We start from the raw sequence: 15,869 nt of genomic DNA on the forward strand, positions 1-15,869 counted from the left end.
CGAAAGCGGGAATCTCTGTTCATGGCGCTGAAGGAAGATTCCCGCTTTCGCGGGAATGACGTCGTGGATCGAAATGTCTTCCCAAACTCGATAGGTCCCTCCCCCCAGGGGGAGGCTAGGAGGGGGTAATCTCGCTACCCATAGACTCTCACTTCCCGCCCATCCGGCCGCGCCACCAGCTTCCCGGCCTGACCCACCAGCCCATTAGCCGCCGTCACCATCCCCGGATCGGTCTCGAGCTTCCCATCGCCCGCATCGTCAGTGGACAGCACAGAAGCCTTCAGCAGCTTCGAATAGGGATGCTGCGGATTATCCAGCACCGTGCGTGCATCGCCCATCTCAACGATCCGCCCGCGCTGCATGATGATCAGCCGGTTGGAAATATAATAGGCCGTCGCCAGGTCATGCGTGATGTAGATCACCGACACCTTCAGGTCATCCCGCAGGCTCTTGAGCAGGTTGACGATGCTCATGCGCAGCGAAGCGTCGACCATCGACACCGGCTCATCGGCAATCAGCAGCGGTGGATTAGGGATCAGCGCCCGCGCAATGGCGCAGCGCTGCAATTGCCCGCCGCTCATCTCATGCGGAAAGCGCCCGCGAACCTCTTTCAGGCTCAACCCCACCTTCTGCAACGCCTCGTCCATCGCTCGATCAATCGCCGCCCGGTCCTTCGTCTGCAAAAAACGCCGCGCCGTGCTTTCCAGATACCGCTCGATTTTCTTCAGCGGATTGAACGCCTCGAACGGGTTCTGAAACACTGGCTGCACCTGGCTCATGAAAGCGAGCTTCTCCGCCCGCCCCGCATGCCGGGTCACCTTCTTCCCCCGAAACAGGATTTCCCCGTCGCTCGGGTCTTCCAGCCCCAGGATCATCCGCGCCAGTGTCGTCTTGCCCGATCCGCTCTCGCCGATAATGGTGAAAATCTCCGGGTTCTCCGCACTCAGCGAAAAACTCGCGTCCATCACCGCATTCACGGTCTTGCGGCCAAAAATCCCGCCCATGGTGAAATGCTTGGAAACATCGCGCACATCGAGAAGCGTCGTCATGCCATCACTCCTGATGGTGCACTGGCCCCAACCAGCGGTTTCACATCCTGCCAGCGCCAGCAGGCGGTCCGATGATCCGGCCCCACCTGCTCGAGCGGCGGCGCTTCCTGCCGGCATTTATCCACGGCCAGCGGGCAGCGTGGATGGAACCGGCAACCCTGCGGCGGATCAGCCAGGTTCGGCGGTCGCCCTTCGAGCGCCGGCCGCTGCTTGGTGTCGCCAATGCGCGGCAGGCTTGCCACCAGATGCGCCGTATAGGGGTGCTTTGGCGCAAAGAACATGTCCCGCGTCGGTCCCTCTTCAACGAGGCGCCCCGCATAGATAATCCCCACCCGATCCGCGACATTCGCATGCACGCTCATGTCATGCGTCACGAACACCACGGCCGCGTTCATCTCCTTCTGAATGTCGCGGATAAGGCTCAGCACCTCCTTCTGCACCACCACGTCGAGCGCCGTCGTCGGCTCGTCGGCGATAATGAATTCGGGGTGGCAGACGGTCGCGAGCCCAATGGTCACGCGCTGCCGCATGCCGCCCGAAAGCTCATGCGGATAGGCCTTCAACACATCCGGCGGCAATTTGAGCCGTGCCAGATGCGCAATCACCCGGTCTTCGAACGCCTTGCCCGTCAGCCCCATCGGCCGCGAGGCAAAGTCATGAAAGGTCCGCCCGATGCGCCGCACCGGATTGAGCACGCTCATCGACCCCTGCATGATGTACGAGAGGTGCTTCCACCGCACCGCCTCGATCTCCCTGGGCGTCGCCGTCGCGACCTCGAACGGCCCATTCTTGAAGTCGAATTTTACCGACCCTTCCACGACCCGCAGCGGCGGGCGAATGGCAGCAGCCAGCACCTTGATGAAGCTTGTCTTGCCCGAAGAACTCTCCCCGGCAATGCCATAGACCTCACCCTTGCGCACGGTCATGGTGATGCCGTCGACCGCCCGAACCTCCCGGCTCACGCCAAAGTAGTTCATCTGGTAATAGGCCTTCAGCCCTTCGACTTTAACGATATCCTCAGCCATGGCCTCAAGCCCCCATGCGGCGCAGGCGGCTGCGCGGGTCGATATATTCGTTCATGCTGACAGCCAGCAGGAACAGCCCCAGGAAGGTCATGACGATCAGGATCACCGGAATGACGATCCACCACCACACCCCGACCACCATGGCCGAATGCGAATTGGCCCAGTAGAGAACGGTGCCGATGGTGGGATTGTTGATATTGGTGAAGCCAAGCACGGCCAGCGTCACCTCCATGCCTATCGACCAGAGCATGTTGTTCATGAAGGTCGAGAACACGATCGGCATCACATAGGGCAGGTGCTCCTCAAGCAGCACTTTTCGCGTCGACATCCCGGCAAACACGGCATGCCGCGTAAATTCGCGATGCTTCAGCCCCAGCGCCACCGACCGGATCAGCCGCGCGTCAAACGGCCAGCCGAAACAGGCAAGGATCAGCGCCATGGTGAAACTGTCCATGTTGTTGCGCAGCACGAAGTAGAACAGCACAAGGATCGGGAAGATCGGCACGGACACGAAAATGTCGTTGATGAACATCAGCACCCGGTCGACCCAGCCGCCGAGATACCCGGCAGCGAGCCCCACCGTGATCGAGATGATGCGGCTCAAGACAGCGACCGTGATGCCGAAGATCAGGCTGTTCTTGAACGCCGCCGAGAGCTGCCAGAAGAGGTCCTGTCCGCGCGAGTTGGTGCCGAACCAATACTGCGCCGAAGGCGGCTGGTCGGGAATAGTCATGTAGATCAGGCTGGGGTCCATCGGCGCGAAGAACGACAGCGAGGCAAAGACCACCATGATCCCCACAAGGATCAGCCCGATGGTAAACTCGGCATTGTAGCGGATGAGATCGCGAAAAACGGCGAACATGGCTCTACTCCGCCCGAACGCGCGGATCGAGCAGCGGATGCAGCAAGTCCACGACAAAGATTGCAAACGCGACGGCGGTGATCGAGACGGTGCAGACCGCAAGAACTGTCGAATAGTCGCCGGCATTCACGGCATCGACCAGCAGCGATCCCATGCCGGGATAGTTGAACACCTGCTCGGTGATGATCGTGCCCGAAAACACCCCGCCAATGGTCATGGCGAGCGCGGTCACCTGCGGCACCAGCGCATTGCGCATCACATAGGAGCCGACAATGGTGTCGCGCTTGACGCCGGCGAGTTCGGCATAGGTCACATAGTCCTCGGTGACGATGTTCGACACCAGCGCCCGCATGCCGATGAACCAGCCACCGAGCCCCACCAGCACCAGCGAGAACGCCGGCAGCAGCGAGTGCTGCAGCACCGAGAAGACGAAGGTCCAAGACCAGCCCGGCCGCACATCCATGCTGAACCCGCCCGAAATCGGCAGCACCGGCCAGAGGAAGCCGAAGATGATCAGGATGATGAAGGCGACGATGTAATAGGGGATCGGCTGCAGGCCCATGGTCACGATGCCAAAGGCCTTGAAGAACCGGTTGTTCTGAAAGTAGCCGGCAAGCCCGCCCATCAGATTGCCGATGATGAAGGTGAAGATGGTCGAGCTCAGCAGCAGACCCAGCGTCCAGGGCATGCCGCGCATCACCAGCTCCATGGCCGGCGTGGGGAATGCCATCAGCGATGCGCCAAGGTCACCCTGCAGCAGCCGCGTCCAGAAGTTGAAATATTGGGTCAGCATCGGCTGCCCGGTGCCAAACATGGCCGTCAGCGCCTCGCGCGTCGCCGCAATGGCTTCAGGCGACAAGTTCGATCTGGCCGAAAGTCGTCCCAGCACTTGTTCGACCGGGTCGATAGGCGAGAGATACGTCACGAGAAACATGGCCGAAACGCCGAAGAATATCACTGCGAACATCAGCAGCGCGCGCTTCGCCACGAAATAGAGATAACCTTGCATACGGACTCCTCACCGTCCTTGCCTACTCGGTGGGGGTCAGTCCTCGGCCAATGGGGCGCCGAAGCAGTCTCCTCCACTAAATGTCACCCCGGCGCAGGCCGGGGCCCATCTCCCGCAGATTGGGGGCCTTATGGAGTGAAGTCATCTCAGGATGGGCCCCGGCCTGCGCCGGGGTGACATCATGGGATGCAAGACACGCCAACCTGGACCCAATCCACAGCGTCATTCCCGCGACGGCGGGAATCTCTTCTCGCCCGCGGGAGAAAATTCGTGGGGAGCGCAGGTGACCGCGCTCCCCAAAGCAGCGTGGCTTGCGCCACGCCACCCGGGAGGACGCTCTTACGCCCCTGCGACAGGCGTAATCTGGGTGAAGATATACCGCCCGTTCGACCAGTTGGTCACAGGGTTGGCATAGTTGTTTTCCGCATTCGGCCAGCCGGTCCAGAACTTGTTCGACTGGATGGAGAACACGTTGTAGGCCATGATCGGAATATTCGGCATTTCTTCGAGATGCAGCTTCACGAAGTCATGGCCGTATTCGATGCCCTTGGGATCGTTGAAGTCGATACCGCGGATCTTCTCGATGATTTCGTCGAGACGCGGATCCTTCCAGCGCATCCAGTTACGATCCGGCTGCGAAGCGCCCGGCTCGGCGACATAGGCCGAGTGATAGCTGTCCATGAAGAACGACAGGTCGGGGTGACCGCCCCAGGTTTCCACGGCCCAGGCGATATTGCACTCGTAATTGCCCACGCGCTGGCGACCCCAGGTGTCGGCGTCGACTTCGGCCTGCGCGCCGATGCCATTCTGGGCCCAGGTCTGGGCAATGATCACGCCGAGACGGTTGACCACACCTTCCTGCGGCACCATCACCGAGAAGGTGAAGGGCGTGCCATCAGGCTGCATCCACTGGTTGCCGTTCTTGGTGAAACCGGCCGCGGTGAGCAGTTCTTCTGCCGCCGGAATGTTCTGCTTCCACCAGCCATAGCCGAAGGCGTTGCGCACGGCGGTTTCGTCGGTCGGCACGGCATCGCCGAACTGCGGACGAACCATATCGGCAATCTGCACGCCGATATTGGGATCGTACGGCTTCACCTTGCTGGTGCCCGTGTCGATCTCGTAATTGGTCAGGAATTCCTGCAGCGGTGCATGGTAGTCGCGCGGATGCGTACCGGTCGGCGGCACCGAAATGGCCGAGAGCGTTGCCGCACCACGATACGAAGCCATCGACATGGCACGCGCATCGAGCATCAGAGCCAGAGCCCAGCGGACGCGCTTGTCCTGGAATTTCGGGTTCTGGTGGTTGAAGATCGCCATCACCAGCGTCGGATCGGGATGGGCATAGGGGAAGCCCGGGAACCAGCCCTGGATCTGCGGATCCTGCTGCACCACCGAGAATGTGCCTTCCGGCGTCAGGTCGTGCACCATGTCGAGATTGCCGTTGCGGATCTCGATCAGGCGGTTATCGGTCGAAATATTGTTCCGGTAGATGATATATTTGGGCTTCGGTTCGCCGACCTTGCCGAGCGCCGTACGCTCCCAGTCCGCGCGCTTTTCCCAGATATACCAGGTGCCGTTCGGATCGAACGAGTGCAGCGTGTAGGGCCCGAGCGAAACCGGAGGATTGGCGTCGTAGCTCAGGATGTCGTCCACAGCTTCATAGATATGCTTGGGCATGATCCATGCTGCGGTCCAGCGCACCGAGAACAGCGCATGGAAGCGCGAATTCGGCGCCTTGAGCTTGAAGTGGACGGTGTATTTGTCCGGCGCCGTAACTTCGGCGACCTGGTTGGAGAAAGCGCCATTATAGGGCGTGCCGGGCGTCGCCGCCTGCTTCTGCACCGTGAACACCACGTCGTCGGCGGTGAACTCGACGTCGTCGCTCCAGTAGATGCCCTGTTTGAGCTTCACGGTCATTTCCGAGAAGTCTTCATTGTACTGCCAGAGATCGTCGGCGAGCGAATTGTAGACCGCGTTCTCGCTGGCGCCTTCGACGCCGCGATCGGGATCGATGAACCAAAGCGTGTCGGTCGTCAGGTTGTGCAGGCCGTTGGAAGTGCCATTGCCCGCGCCCACGGCCCAAAGGTTGAACCATGCCGGGTTGCGGATGATCCCTTCGGGATTGTGCACGATCACGGTTTCGCTGCGGGGAAACTGCGCCAGGTCCGGAGCCGAACCTTCGGCTTCCTGCGCAAAGGCCAGGCCCTTGCCGGCGACCATCAACGCGCCAACCGCCGTTGTTCCGATCAGGAAACTACGTCTATCCATTCTGTATCCTCCCATGGGCGAAATGCCTCCCGCACTCCGCTCTCGACGCCCTCCAGCGCCGTCATAAGTCATACTTAACTAGGGGGTAGGGGTTGTCAATCGCTTGTGTGATATAAATCGGAAAACATGATACAAAATGAAGAGAGGCACATCGTTGCCGATGTGCCTCCGTTTTCACCGCTGGGAGCCGGTGAATGCTAACAGTCTGCTAGCGAAGTCATGACGCAATCGTGCGCTTTTGATAGTGCGTCACCCCCTCCCAACCTCCCCATCAAGGGGGAGGTGCAGACCGAGTGGGTGGCACTTTCTCGCCCCAACCACCATCCCTGCACCTCCCCCTTGATGGGGGAGGTCGGGAGGGGGTGGGGTCGCAGGCGCGATAGTTCCGCCTTACAGCTTCACCCGCACCATCTGGTACGAATACGGCGGCAGCTTAACCGAGAGCTTCCCGCCCTCGACCTTGGTGCCTTCGCCCTTCTTGGGCTTCACTTCATCCTGGTTCTTGGCCGTGTTGACGGCCTTCAAATTCGGATGCGTCATCACCTGATGGTCGATCACAGTGCCGCCGGCAAAGCCCTGCAGGCTCACTTCCGTCTCGATGCTTTCGCTGGTGTGGCGATTGACGAGGAAGAAGCTCAGCGTGCCCTCTTCTTCATTGTGCACGCCCGAAACGTCCACATAGGCAGTGTCCTTGGCATGCGTCGTTTCATAGCCCGGCGAATTGGTGACGAGCTGCAGCGCCGTGCCGCGACCAAAGACCGAAGCGAAGAAATAGGGGTAGTAGATGGTCTGTGCCCATGCCGGGCCACCCTTCTCGGTCATGATCGGAGCGATCACGTTCACGAGCTGGGCGATACAGGCGATCTTCACCACATCCGAGCGGCGGATGAAGGTGTTGAGGATCAGGCCGACCATCAGTACGTCTTCAAAATTGTAGATGTCTTCAAGCAGGCCCGGCGCATGCGGCCAGCCGCCATTGCCGTCAAGGATCTCGCGATCCTTCTTGTTCGAATGATACCAGACGTTCCATTCGTCGAAGGAAATATAGACGTCCTTCTTCGACTTGCGCTTGGCCTTCACCTGCTTGATCGTCGAGGCAACGGTCTCGATATAGGTGTCGAGCTTTTCGCTGAGGCCGAGGTAATTCGGAGTATTGTCGTCACGATTGGCGAAATACATGTGGAGCGAAATATGATCGACGTGATCATAGGTGTGCTCCAGCACGATCCGTTCCCAATCGGGATAGCTCTGCATATCCGAGTTCGACGAACCGCAAACGATCAGTTCGAGGCTCTTGTCGAACATGCGCATGGCGCGCGCCGTGTTGGCGGCGAGCTTGCCATATTCATGCGCGTCCTTGTGGCCGACCTGCCAGGGGCCGTCCATCTCGTTGCCGAGACACCACATTTTTACGTTCCACGGCTCCTTGCGCCCGTTCTTGATGCGCAGGTCGCTCCAGTAGGAGCCGCCGGGATGATTGACATATTCAAGGAAGTTGCGCGCCTCGTCGACGCCGCGCGAACCCAAGTTCACAGCGAGCATCATCTCGGTGCCAACAGTGGCGCACCAGTCGGCAAATTCATGCACGCCGACGGCATTGCTTTCCGATGTGTGCCAGGCCAGGTCCAGACGGGTCGGGCGCTCCTCACGCGGTCCGACACCATCTTCCCAATTGTAGGCCGAAACAAAGTTACCCCCGGGGTAGCGCACCACGGGTACATTGAGATCCTTCACCAGCTTGGCGACGTCGCCACGCATGCCGTCTTTGTCGGCCGTCGGGTGGTCGGGCTCATAAATGCCCTCATAAATGGCGCGGCCGAGGTGCTCGAGAAATGCCCCATAGACACGATCATCGATTTTGGAGATCGTGTAATCCTTATTCGCTACGACAGACGCCTTCACCCTCGTCCTCCCATACAATCTGTTTTTCTGATTTGTATCAGTAAATCGGTTGTACAGGACGAAACACGCCCTGTGAAGTCGCTCCCGGCACTTTTGTATGATTTTTGGACGAGGCCGCTTTCGCGGTGCGCGCGGCCTCCCAGATGATCGTCATTGCCAGGCTCGTCCCGGCAATCCATCCCGCCCCAACCACAAACCCAACATTTCACCCACGGCGTCATTCCCGCGAAAGCGGGAATCCCTTCGTCCACCGTGGTTTAAGATTCCCGCTTTCGCCGGAATGGCGCATGGCGTGAAACCCTACCGCGCCGTCTGCAACCGCATAATGATATCCTGGTCGTAGTTCCCAAAACCGCGCCCAAAGATATTGATCCCGCCCGGATGCCTGGCATCAGGCTTCACCGCAATCCGCAACCGGATCGAGTGGTGATTTGAAAGATCGAGGTCCACCAGCGACACCGGCGAAATCTTCACCCCATCGACATAGGTGCCTTCGCCCGTCACGCGCCAACTCTTGAGCTTGCCATATTGGCTGCCCTTGAGCTTCCACCAGTCCGGCGTATAGACCCCGCGCTTGTCGCCAAAATCCCCCGGTGACGTCCAGGTCCCGATTTCGGTGCCATTGACCGATAGCGTAATATCGCTCGGCCAATCCGCCGAAGTCCCCGGCACTTCCGAGCTCAATTCCAGCGCAAATTCAAGCACTTCAATGGTGTTCTGCGCCAACTTAGCATTGTTGGGAAACTGATATTCGAGGAACCCGCGAGTAAACCAGATCAGCCCCGCCTTCATCCGGTCCGGCTCGAGATAGGTCTCAGGCACATCGAGCAACCCGATAATCCCCTCAGTCGAGCAAAGCCCGCACGGCGCCGACACTTCACAGCTCGTATAAAGCCCCAGCGGCATGGCAACTTCGATAGAGTTCGACCGCAACGGCGTGATGTCGTCCTTGAACATCACCAGCACTTCGTCAAACGTCGAATGGCAAATCTTCTGATTGCCCTTCCGCGCCTTCTGCGTCTCGGTCCGGATCAGCCCGGCCGTCTCAAGGATCTGCAGATTGGTCGATACGGTCGACTGCGGCAGGTCCAGCTTGTCGGCAATGTCATTGCCATTGAGCGGCCCTTCCACATGCAGCAGCTTCAGAATGCGCACCCGGATCGGCGAGGCCAAACCCTTCAGAACCTCGATATCCTCTTCGGGATCGACGACCAGAAAATTACGGCTCATAGGGGATTAGGCTTTCAGATGATGGACAGCAATTGTCTATCAAAAAGTCTGAACCAATCAAGCGACATGCAATAATTTCGTCACAAAGGCCCCAAAACAAGGCATTTCAAAGCATCGACTTTGGTGATGCGATCTCTCCACCATCGTCACCACCGGGCTTGTCCCGGTGGTCCATGCGGAGGCTAGATGGATTGCCGGGACAAAGCCCGGCAATGACGACCGAGGTGGGGCCTCACCCCACCCGCAGCCCTTCCTCATTGAAATAATGGGCTTCTTTGGAATTTATCCCCAGTGTGATGGGGTCGTGTATCTTGTACTGCGACTGCCCCGGCGCCTGCACCAGCAGCGTGTCACCCGAAGCGACGCGCACATAAAGGAACACCTCGCTCCCCAGATACTCGACCAGCGTGATCGTCCCCTCGACCGTCAATTCGCCAGCGCCAATCGTCACCTGCTCCGGCCGCACTCCAATGCTGATCTTCCCTTCGGCCTGCTTATCAACCGGCAGGGACAGCGTACCAAGCCCCGCAACGTCCACTTTCCCGCCCGCCGCCGTCGCCGCCAGCACATTCATCTTCGGCGATCCAATGAACGTCGCGACAAACAGATTCGCCGGCGCATTGTAGAGTTCATAGGGCGTCCCGACCTGCTCGATCCGCCCCTTGTTCAGCACCACGATCCGCGTCGCCATGGTCATGGCTTCCACCTGATCATGGGTGACATAGATCATCGTCGTGCCCAAGCGATTGTAAAGGCTGGCCAATTCGACGCGCATCTGCACCCGCAGCTCGGCATCGAGATTGGATAGCGGCTCATCGAAGAGGAACAGTTGCGGCTCCCGCACGATCGCCCGCCCGATGGCCACGCGCTGCTTCTGCCCGCCCGAAAGCTGCCGCGGCTTGCGCTCCAGCAGCTCCTCGATCCGCAGAATGCGCGCCGCTTCCGCCACCCGCCGGTCAATCTCTTCCCGCGGCATGCGCAGGTTCACCAACCCAAAAGCCAGGTTCTTCCGCACGCTCATATGCGGATAGAGCGCATAGGATTGAAACACCATCGACAGGTTCCGCTGGCTCGCCGGCAGGTCATTGACGATCCGGTCGCCGATGGCGATCGTCCCGTCCGTAATCTCCTCAAGCCCGGCAATCATCCGCAACAGCGTCGATTTTCCGCAGCCAGAAGGTCCGACCAGCACGAGAAATTCACCCGAGTTCACCGCCAGGTCGATGCCGTGAATGATCGGCACCTGCCCATAGCTCTTGCGCACTTCGGAAAGGGTAACTGCAGCCATGGCAAAACTCCTACTTCAGCCCGCTCATGGCAATGCCGCGGATGATAAGTCGCTGGAAAATAACGAAGAACAGGATGATCGGCAGGATCGAGAGGATCGACATGGCGAACATCGGTCCATATTGGCTGACCCCGTCCGAACTGATGAAACTGCGCAGCGCCAGCGGCACCGTGTAGTCTTCCATGTCATTGAGATAGACGAGCGGCCCGAGGAAATCCTCCCAGGTCCAGATGAACGAGAAGATCGCCGCCGTCGCCATGGCCGGCAGGCTGAGCGGCATGATGATCGCCCAATAGATCTTGAACGGCGAACACCCATCGATCATCGCCGCCTCGTCCAGTTCGCGCGGCAATTGCCGGAAGAACTGGATCATCAGGAAGATGAAAAACGCATCCCCCGCCAGAAACCGCGGCACGATCAGCGGCAGATAGGTATCCACCCAACCAAGGTTCAAAAACAGCAGGTATTGGGGAATGAGCACGACGTGATAGGGGATCATCAGCGTCATCATCATCAGCGCAAACCATATGGTTTTCCCTGAAAACTCCAGCCGCGCAAAGGCATAGGCGGCAAACGAGCATGAGATGACATTGCCGATCACCGACAGCACGGTGACGACAGTCGAATTCCAGAAAAACGTCGTGAAACTCACGGGCAGGGCGTTCCACCCCGCCCAATAGTTCTGCCACTGAAACTCCCGCGGCCAGAGCCCGAGATCACCAAAGATCTGGTTATCCGGCTTCAGCGAACTCGCGAGCATCCAGAGCAGCGGATAGATCATGATCAGCGAGGTCACGATCAAAAATACATGCTTTAGCAGCGCCGCGCGTTTGGCGCGCTTGGCCTTGGCCTCGCGATAGGCGCGCGCCACTTCGGCGGTGCTGAGCATGGCGGGGGTAATGGTCGCCTCGGTCATCGCTCAGCCCCTCTCGTTCTCGTAGTGGACCCAATATTTCGAGGTCCAGAAGGCGATAGCGGTGAACAGGGCAATGATCAGCAACAACACCCAGGCAAGCGCCGAGGCGTAACCCATGCGCAGGAACGCAAATGCCTCGTTGTAGAGATAGACCGTGAAAAACAGCAGGCTATCGAGCGGCGCACCCGTACCGCCGGAGATGATGAACGCACCCGAAAAGCTCTTGAACGCCTCGATCATCTGCAACACGAGATTGAAGAAGATCACCGGCGCAAGCAGCGGCACGGTAATGGCGAAAAACTTCCGCACCGGCCCCGCCGCATCGATTTCCGCCGCCTCATAAAGCTCCTGCGGAATGGCCCGCAGCCCCGCCAAAAAGATCAGCATGGGCGAACCAAACTGCCAGATCGCCAGCACGATCAGCGTCCACAGCGAATACTTTGGATCGCTGAGCCAATAGGGCCCATCGCCCCCAAAAAGCCGCAGGATCGAATTGATCACCCCGTCATAATTGAACAACTGCCGCCATAGGATCGCGACCGCGATCGACCCGCCGAGGATCGACGGCAGATAAAACAGCGCCCGATACCACCCAATAGCGCGAATACCCTTGTCGAGCGCCATGGCAACACCCAGCGCAAACATCAGCTTCAGCGGCACCGAAATAACCACGAACTGGAACGTCACCTGCAGCGCTTTCCAGAAACGCTGGTCCATCTGGAACATGTAGAAATAGTTGTCCAAGCCGATCCATTGCGGCGGCCGAACCACATTGTACTTGGTGAAGCTGAGATAGAGCGACGCCAGGATCGGCCCGATAGCGAGCAGGAAAAACCCGATCAGCCAGGGCGACAAAAAGGCATAGCCGGCGAAATTGCGTCTCAGGAATTTATGCATCCCAGCCTCGTCACTATGAAAAACACCCGCCGCCCTCCAGGGAAAGGGCGGCGGGCAGGGTCAGGCTTTTAGGCGCGAGCCAGGATCGCCTTTGCCTGATTGAGGAAGTCCGTCGCCACTTCCGGAATGGTCCGCTCGCCGAGAAGCACCGAAACGGCGAGACGCTCGAAAGTCTGCTCCACTTCGGCCGAACCGCTCGGCGGCGGTGCGGTCAGCGGGGCGGTCTTTCCCTGGATCCTGTCGAAGAATTCCACCGACACTTTTTCGGCCGCCGACAGGTTCGGCTCCAGCGCAGCGCGCACTTCGGAATTGGACGGAATACCGCGCTCAAGCCCGAGCACTGCCGTCATATCGAGATCATTGACGAAGGCGCTCATATACGCCGTCGCCGCTTCCGGATTGCCGCTGTCGCGCGTCAGGCACACGAATTGGCTCGGCTGGATCACCGATCCCGGGATCATCTCGGGCGTATTGGGATAAACCGCCGCGCCCAAAATATCCTGCATCAGCCCCTGCACACCAACGAGCTGATTGCTCCAGAGATATGACATCGCCGACTTGCCGGTGACCACACCAAGCTGGCTCAGTTCCGAAACCCCGGCCAGCGCCGCCGATTCCGGCCCCGGAGGCGTACCACCCGCATCGCGGATACCAGCCCAGGTGCTCCAATATTCCTCGACGATTTCCTGCGTCGGACCATAGGAGCCGTCCTCATTGTAAAGGTTGGCGCCCTTCTGCACGGTGAAATCGGAAAAGTTCTGATAGTCGGCCGTATTGTCGTCGGTGCCCGGAACCCCAGTTGCTTCCTTGATCGCAGCCGCGAACTCTTTCAGCTCGTCATAAGTGTACGCAAACGGATCAAACGTTTCGCCCGGCTTCACGCCCGCTTCTTCAAAGAGCCGGGTATTGAACACCGCCATATGCGAATTCGCGCCGATCGAGAGCGCGTAGAATTTCCCGTCCACCGTGCCGGCATCGATGGCGCTCTGGTCCATCTTCGAAATATCGAGGCTCTTGCCAACAAAATCGTCGAGCGGCACCACGGCGCCATTGGCGATATATTCGAACAGCACGCCATAACCCTGCTGGATCACGTCGGGCATGTTGCCGCCCGCAATTTGCGTCGTCAGCTTGGTGAAATAGTCGGCAAAGCCCAGCGTTTCGCCCGAAACCACCACACCCGGCGTCTTGCCGTTATAGATGTCGATGACCGCAAAGGTGCGCTTGTCGCGTTCCGGATTGCCCCACCAGAAGTGGCGCACGGCCGTGTCCTGCGCAAAGGCCGGCCGGCCAAAGGCGGACATTACGGCGACGGAGCCGGCAAAGCCGGCCGAAGTGTGCAGGAACTGCCTGCGGTTGAATTTGCTCATGGTTTCCTCCCGAAATGAGCTACGTACGTCAGAACTGGATGCGTTTACTTGGTCTTGTGCATTCCGGCTGAAGCGGTCTTTCGCTGCTAGTGTCTCCGATCAATAGGTTGGGTGTGTCAGCCGCGAAGATTTTTGTCGTGTGAAGGCGCCATCCCTGAGCGCCAGCACTTCATTAGGCCCAATGGCAAAGTCGAGCCGCGCGCCACCAATCTCCAGCGCACCGGCGACCGTCGTCACGCTCATCCCGATCAGCGCTTCGATCTTGCCCGCCCGATCCGTCACCACGCGCACACCCTTGGGCGCCGAAAACAGCGGCGCCCCATCGCGAAACACGCGCAGAGTCACCCCGTCATTGACCATCTCAAACCGCTGCCCATCGACCACCCGAGCATAGGCGGTGGCATGCTGCACATCCCGATGCTCGATCTGATAGGGCACGAGCCCGGTAAACCACAGCGTTCCCTCCGGCCGCGGCAAAATCCCCGTCAGCCGCTCGATGAAATCGAGCAGGCACAAGATGCTGGGCGAATAGACCTCGGTAAAACCCATCGCGCCATTGAACGGATTGATCGTCTGCGCAAAGCGCTCGCCCCGGACGAGTGCTGAAAGCACCGGCTGCATCATCCAGGTGAGCTCCACATGCCGCCCATGATGCTCAAAGGCATGGGCTGCGCGGATCAGCGTCAGAAAATTCGTCGGCCCGCACCAGCTATTATAGTCAAACGCCGGATCGAACCGCGGATCATCAAGCGCTATGGACGTGAACGGATACTTCGCGAAAAACTTCCGCGTGTTGAGCAGATACCGGCCCAGCGCCTCGGCGAAAAAGTCCTCGTCCCCCACCTCGCAGGCCAGCACGCGCATCAGCACATCCGATTGCACGCGGATGAACTGGCCATTGCGGTCGAGATCGTAGAAAAACCCGTCATCGGGATCGAAACACTGCTCGAACAGCGCCGTCCGGCTCGCCTCTGCCTTGTCGCGCCACCCGGAACCGTCCTCACCCAGTTCCTCTGCCATCAGGGCGAGATAGTCCCGCTGGCAGGCGACATTTGCCGTCAGATCAGGCGCGATAAACGGCAGCACCGGATTGTCCGCCCGATAGCGCTTGGGATCATTCCCCTCCGGCGAATCCGGCACATGCCAAAACCGCGCCGAAAGATCGTGCCCCGTATCAAAGGCGCAAAAAGCCTCCACGGCCCCGGTCCCCTGCGTGTCACGCCAGCGCGCCAGCCAGGCATCGTTCCGCCCCATGGCGACATAGAGCTTTCTGAGATAGTCCCGATCCCGCCCATTGAGCGCAAAGTGGTTCCAGACCGACCGCGCCAGCGGCGTCACCGTCTGGATCTGCGAAAACACCGGCCCCGTCTGCGTCAGCTTGTAGGGAAAAAGCCCATCCTCGCGCTGGTGCCGCGCAAAGCCGGCAAAGGTGCTTCCTGCCACACCAGGAACAAACCGCGACAGCAGTTCGGCATTGATCGTGCCCGTGCTCTCAAGCCAGCAACCGTAATAAATGCCGCCTTCATTGAGGATGGCGTCGCTCCCCGCCGTCGGCTTGATGCAGGAAATCAGCTCCCGCACCGCATCGCCAAAGCGCTGCTCCATGGCCGGCGAACTGGCCACAAAAGCAACGCCCGAAGCCACAAATTCATCGACCGCCGCCTGGCCATGTTCGGTATCGACCGGCACGGCAACCTTGGCCGCGCGCAGCCGCGCAAGCAGCGTTTCCGCTACTGACACACCCCCGCTGACGCCAAGCGCCTCGGCCATCGCCCAAAATCCTCCCAGCTGCCGAAATGGCAGCAAAACCTGTCCCGGTATGCCGGGATCGATATGGGTCGAGTGCTGGGGGAGAAATGGACTGCCCGCCAACCGCGACCGCACGGTTGAGTTACCCAAGGGGCCATCCAGAAGGCCGATACGAGCATCTGTCCGTGTTTGTTTCGGTCAGACAGAAGACGTACCGCGTAGCGCGCGCTTGACCACATACCCTGGCTGGGCCCTTGGGCCCATGACGCGTCTCCGGCCGATCCTGGAGGATTGATCCCGCCTA

12 protein-coding genes are annotated in these 15,869 nt (G+C 59.6%); all 12 read right to left on the minus strand.

Features of this window, described 5'->3' with window-relative positions; genetic code table 11:
• Positions 1-134 precede the first annotated feature (134 nt).
• On the minus strand, positions 135-1,049 hold the full coding sequence (locus ACSQ2A_RS02675) for an ABC transporter ATP-binding protein (protein ID WP_436070973.1): 915 nt from the start codon (positions 1,047-1,049) through the stop codon (positions 135-137).
• Entirely contained in the window at positions 1,046-2,074 is a 1,029-nt protein-coding gene (locus tag ACSQ2A_RS02680; protein WP_436070974.1) for an ABC transporter ATP-binding protein, read from the minus strand. The genes ACSQ2A_RS02675 and ACSQ2A_RS02680 overlap by 4 nt, the downstream gene beginning before the upstream one ends.
• 4 nt (positions 2,075-2,078) lie before the next feature.
• Positions 2,079-2,936 (minus strand): ABC transporter permease, encoded by an 858-nt coding sequence (locus ACSQ2A_RS02685; RefSeq protein ID WP_295411085.1) that lies wholly within the window; start codon positions 2,934-2,936, stop codon positions 2,079-2,081.
• A gap of 4 nt (positions 2,937-2,940) precedes the next feature.
• On the minus strand, positions 2,941-3,945 hold the full coding sequence (locus tag ACSQ2A_RS02690; RefSeq protein WP_295411087.1) for an ABC transporter permease: 1,005 nt from the start codon (positions 3,943-3,945) through the stop codon (positions 2,941-2,943).
• 339 nt (positions 3,946-4,284) lie between these two features.
• The gene (locus tag ACSQ2A_RS02695; protein ID WP_436071622.1) at positions 4,285-6,165 is read right to left on the minus strand and encodes an ABC transporter substrate-binding protein; all 1,881 of its coding nucleotides are present in this window, start codon (positions 6,163-6,165) and stop codon (positions 4,285-4,287) included.
• 438 nt (positions 6,166-6,603) lie between these two features.
• Complete coding sequence (gene arfA / locus ACSQ2A_RS02700; RefSeq protein WP_436070975.1) at positions 6,604-8,115, minus strand: arabinosylfuranosidase ArfA; 1,512 nt, start codon at positions 8,113-8,115, stop codon at positions 6,604-6,606.
• 300 nt (positions 8,116-8,415) lie between these two features.
• Positions 8,416-9,345, minus strand: coding sequence for an ArsR/SmtB family transcription factor (locus tag ACSQ2A_RS02705; protein ID WP_295411093.1), 930 nt, complete (start codon positions 9,343-9,345; stop codon positions 8,416-8,418).
• A gap of 232 nt (positions 9,346-9,577) precedes the next feature.
• Positions 9,578-10,633: an ABC transporter ATP-binding protein gene (locus ACSQ2A_RS02710; RefSeq protein WP_436070976.1), complete on the minus strand. Its 1,056-nt coding sequence runs from the start codon at positions 10,631-10,633 to the stop codon at positions 9,578-9,580.
• Between the two features lie 10 nt (positions 10,634-10,643).
• On the minus strand, positions 10,644-11,522 hold the full coding sequence (locus tag ACSQ2A_RS02715; protein ID WP_051960940.1) for a carbohydrate ABC transporter permease: 879 nt from the start codon (positions 11,520-11,522) through the stop codon (positions 10,644-10,646).
• A 30-nt stretch (positions 11,523-11,552) separates the two neighbouring features.
• A complete protein-coding gene (locus ACSQ2A_RS02720) occupies positions 11,553-12,446 on the minus strand; it encodes a carbohydrate ABC transporter permease (RefSeq protein WP_295411097.1) in 894 nt (297 codons plus the stop codon).
• Positions 12,447-12,514: 68 nt separating this feature from the next.
• On the minus strand, positions 12,515-13,816 hold the full coding sequence (locus ACSQ2A_RS02725) for an ABC transporter substrate-binding protein (protein ID WP_436070977.1): 1,302 nt from the start codon (positions 13,814-13,816) through the stop codon (positions 12,515-12,517).
• Positions 13,817-13,915: 99 nt separating this feature from the next.
• Positions 13,916-15,586: an MGH1-like glycoside hydrolase domain-containing protein gene (locus tag ACSQ2A_RS02730; RefSeq protein WP_436070978.1), complete on the minus strand. Its 1,671-nt coding sequence runs from the start codon at positions 15,584-15,586 to the stop codon at positions 13,916-13,918.
• Positions 15,587-15,869: the final 283 nt, after the last annotated feature.

It is taken from the genome of Devosia sp. LjRoot3 (assembly GCF_964252865.1).
In the GTDB taxonomy this organism is placed as follows: Bacteria; Pseudomonadota; Alphaproteobacteria; order Rhizobiales; family Devosiaceae; genus Devosia.

Excerpts from the sequence above, each read along its gene's own strand:
- ACSQ2A_RS02675 (WP_436070973.1), bottom strand. The coding sequence starts at position 1,049 with ATGACGACGCTTCTCGATGTGCGCGATGTTTCCAAGCATTTCACCATG.
- ACSQ2A_RS02680 (WP_436070974.1), bottom strand. The coding sequence starts at position 2,074 with ATGGCTGAGGATATCGTTAAAGTCGAAGGGCTGAAGGCCTATTACCAG.
- ACSQ2A_RS02685 (WP_295411085.1), bottom strand. The coding sequence starts at position 2,936 with ATGTTCGCCGTTTTTCGCGATCTCATCCGCTACAATGCCGAGTTTACC.
- ACSQ2A_RS02690 (WP_295411087.1), bottom strand. The coding sequence starts at position 3,945 with ATGCAAGGTTATCTCTATTTCGTGGCGAAGCGCGCGCTGCTGATGTTC.
- ACSQ2A_RS02695 (WP_436071622.1), bottom strand. The coding sequence starts at position 6,165 with ATGGTCGCCGGCAAGGGCCTGGCCTTTGCGCAGGAAGCCGAAGGTTCG.
- ACSQ2A_RS02705 (WP_295411093.1), bottom strand. The coding sequence starts at position 9,345 with ATGAGCCGTAATTTTCTGGTCGTCGATCCCGAAGAGGATATCGAGGTT.
- ACSQ2A_RS02710 (WP_436070976.1), bottom strand. The coding sequence starts at position 10,633 with ATGGCTGCAGTTACCCTTTCCGAAGTGCGCAAGAGCTATGGGCAGGTG.
- ACSQ2A_RS02715 (WP_051960940.1), bottom strand. The coding sequence starts at position 11,522 with ATGCTCAGCACCGCCGAAGTGGCGCGCGCCTATCGCGAGGCCAAGGCC.
- ACSQ2A_RS02720 (WP_295411097.1), bottom strand. The coding sequence starts at position 12,446 with ATGCATAAATTCCTGAGACGCAATTTCGCCGGCTATGCCTTTTTGTCG.
- ACSQ2A_RS02725 (WP_436070977.1), bottom strand. The coding sequence starts at position 13,816 with ATGAGCAAATTCAACCGCAGGCAGTTCCTGCACACTTCGGCCGGCTTT.
- ACSQ2A_RS02730 (WP_436070978.1), bottom strand. The coding sequence starts at position 15,586 with ATGGCCGAGGCGCTTGGCGTCAGCGGGGGTGTGTCAGTAGCGGAAACG.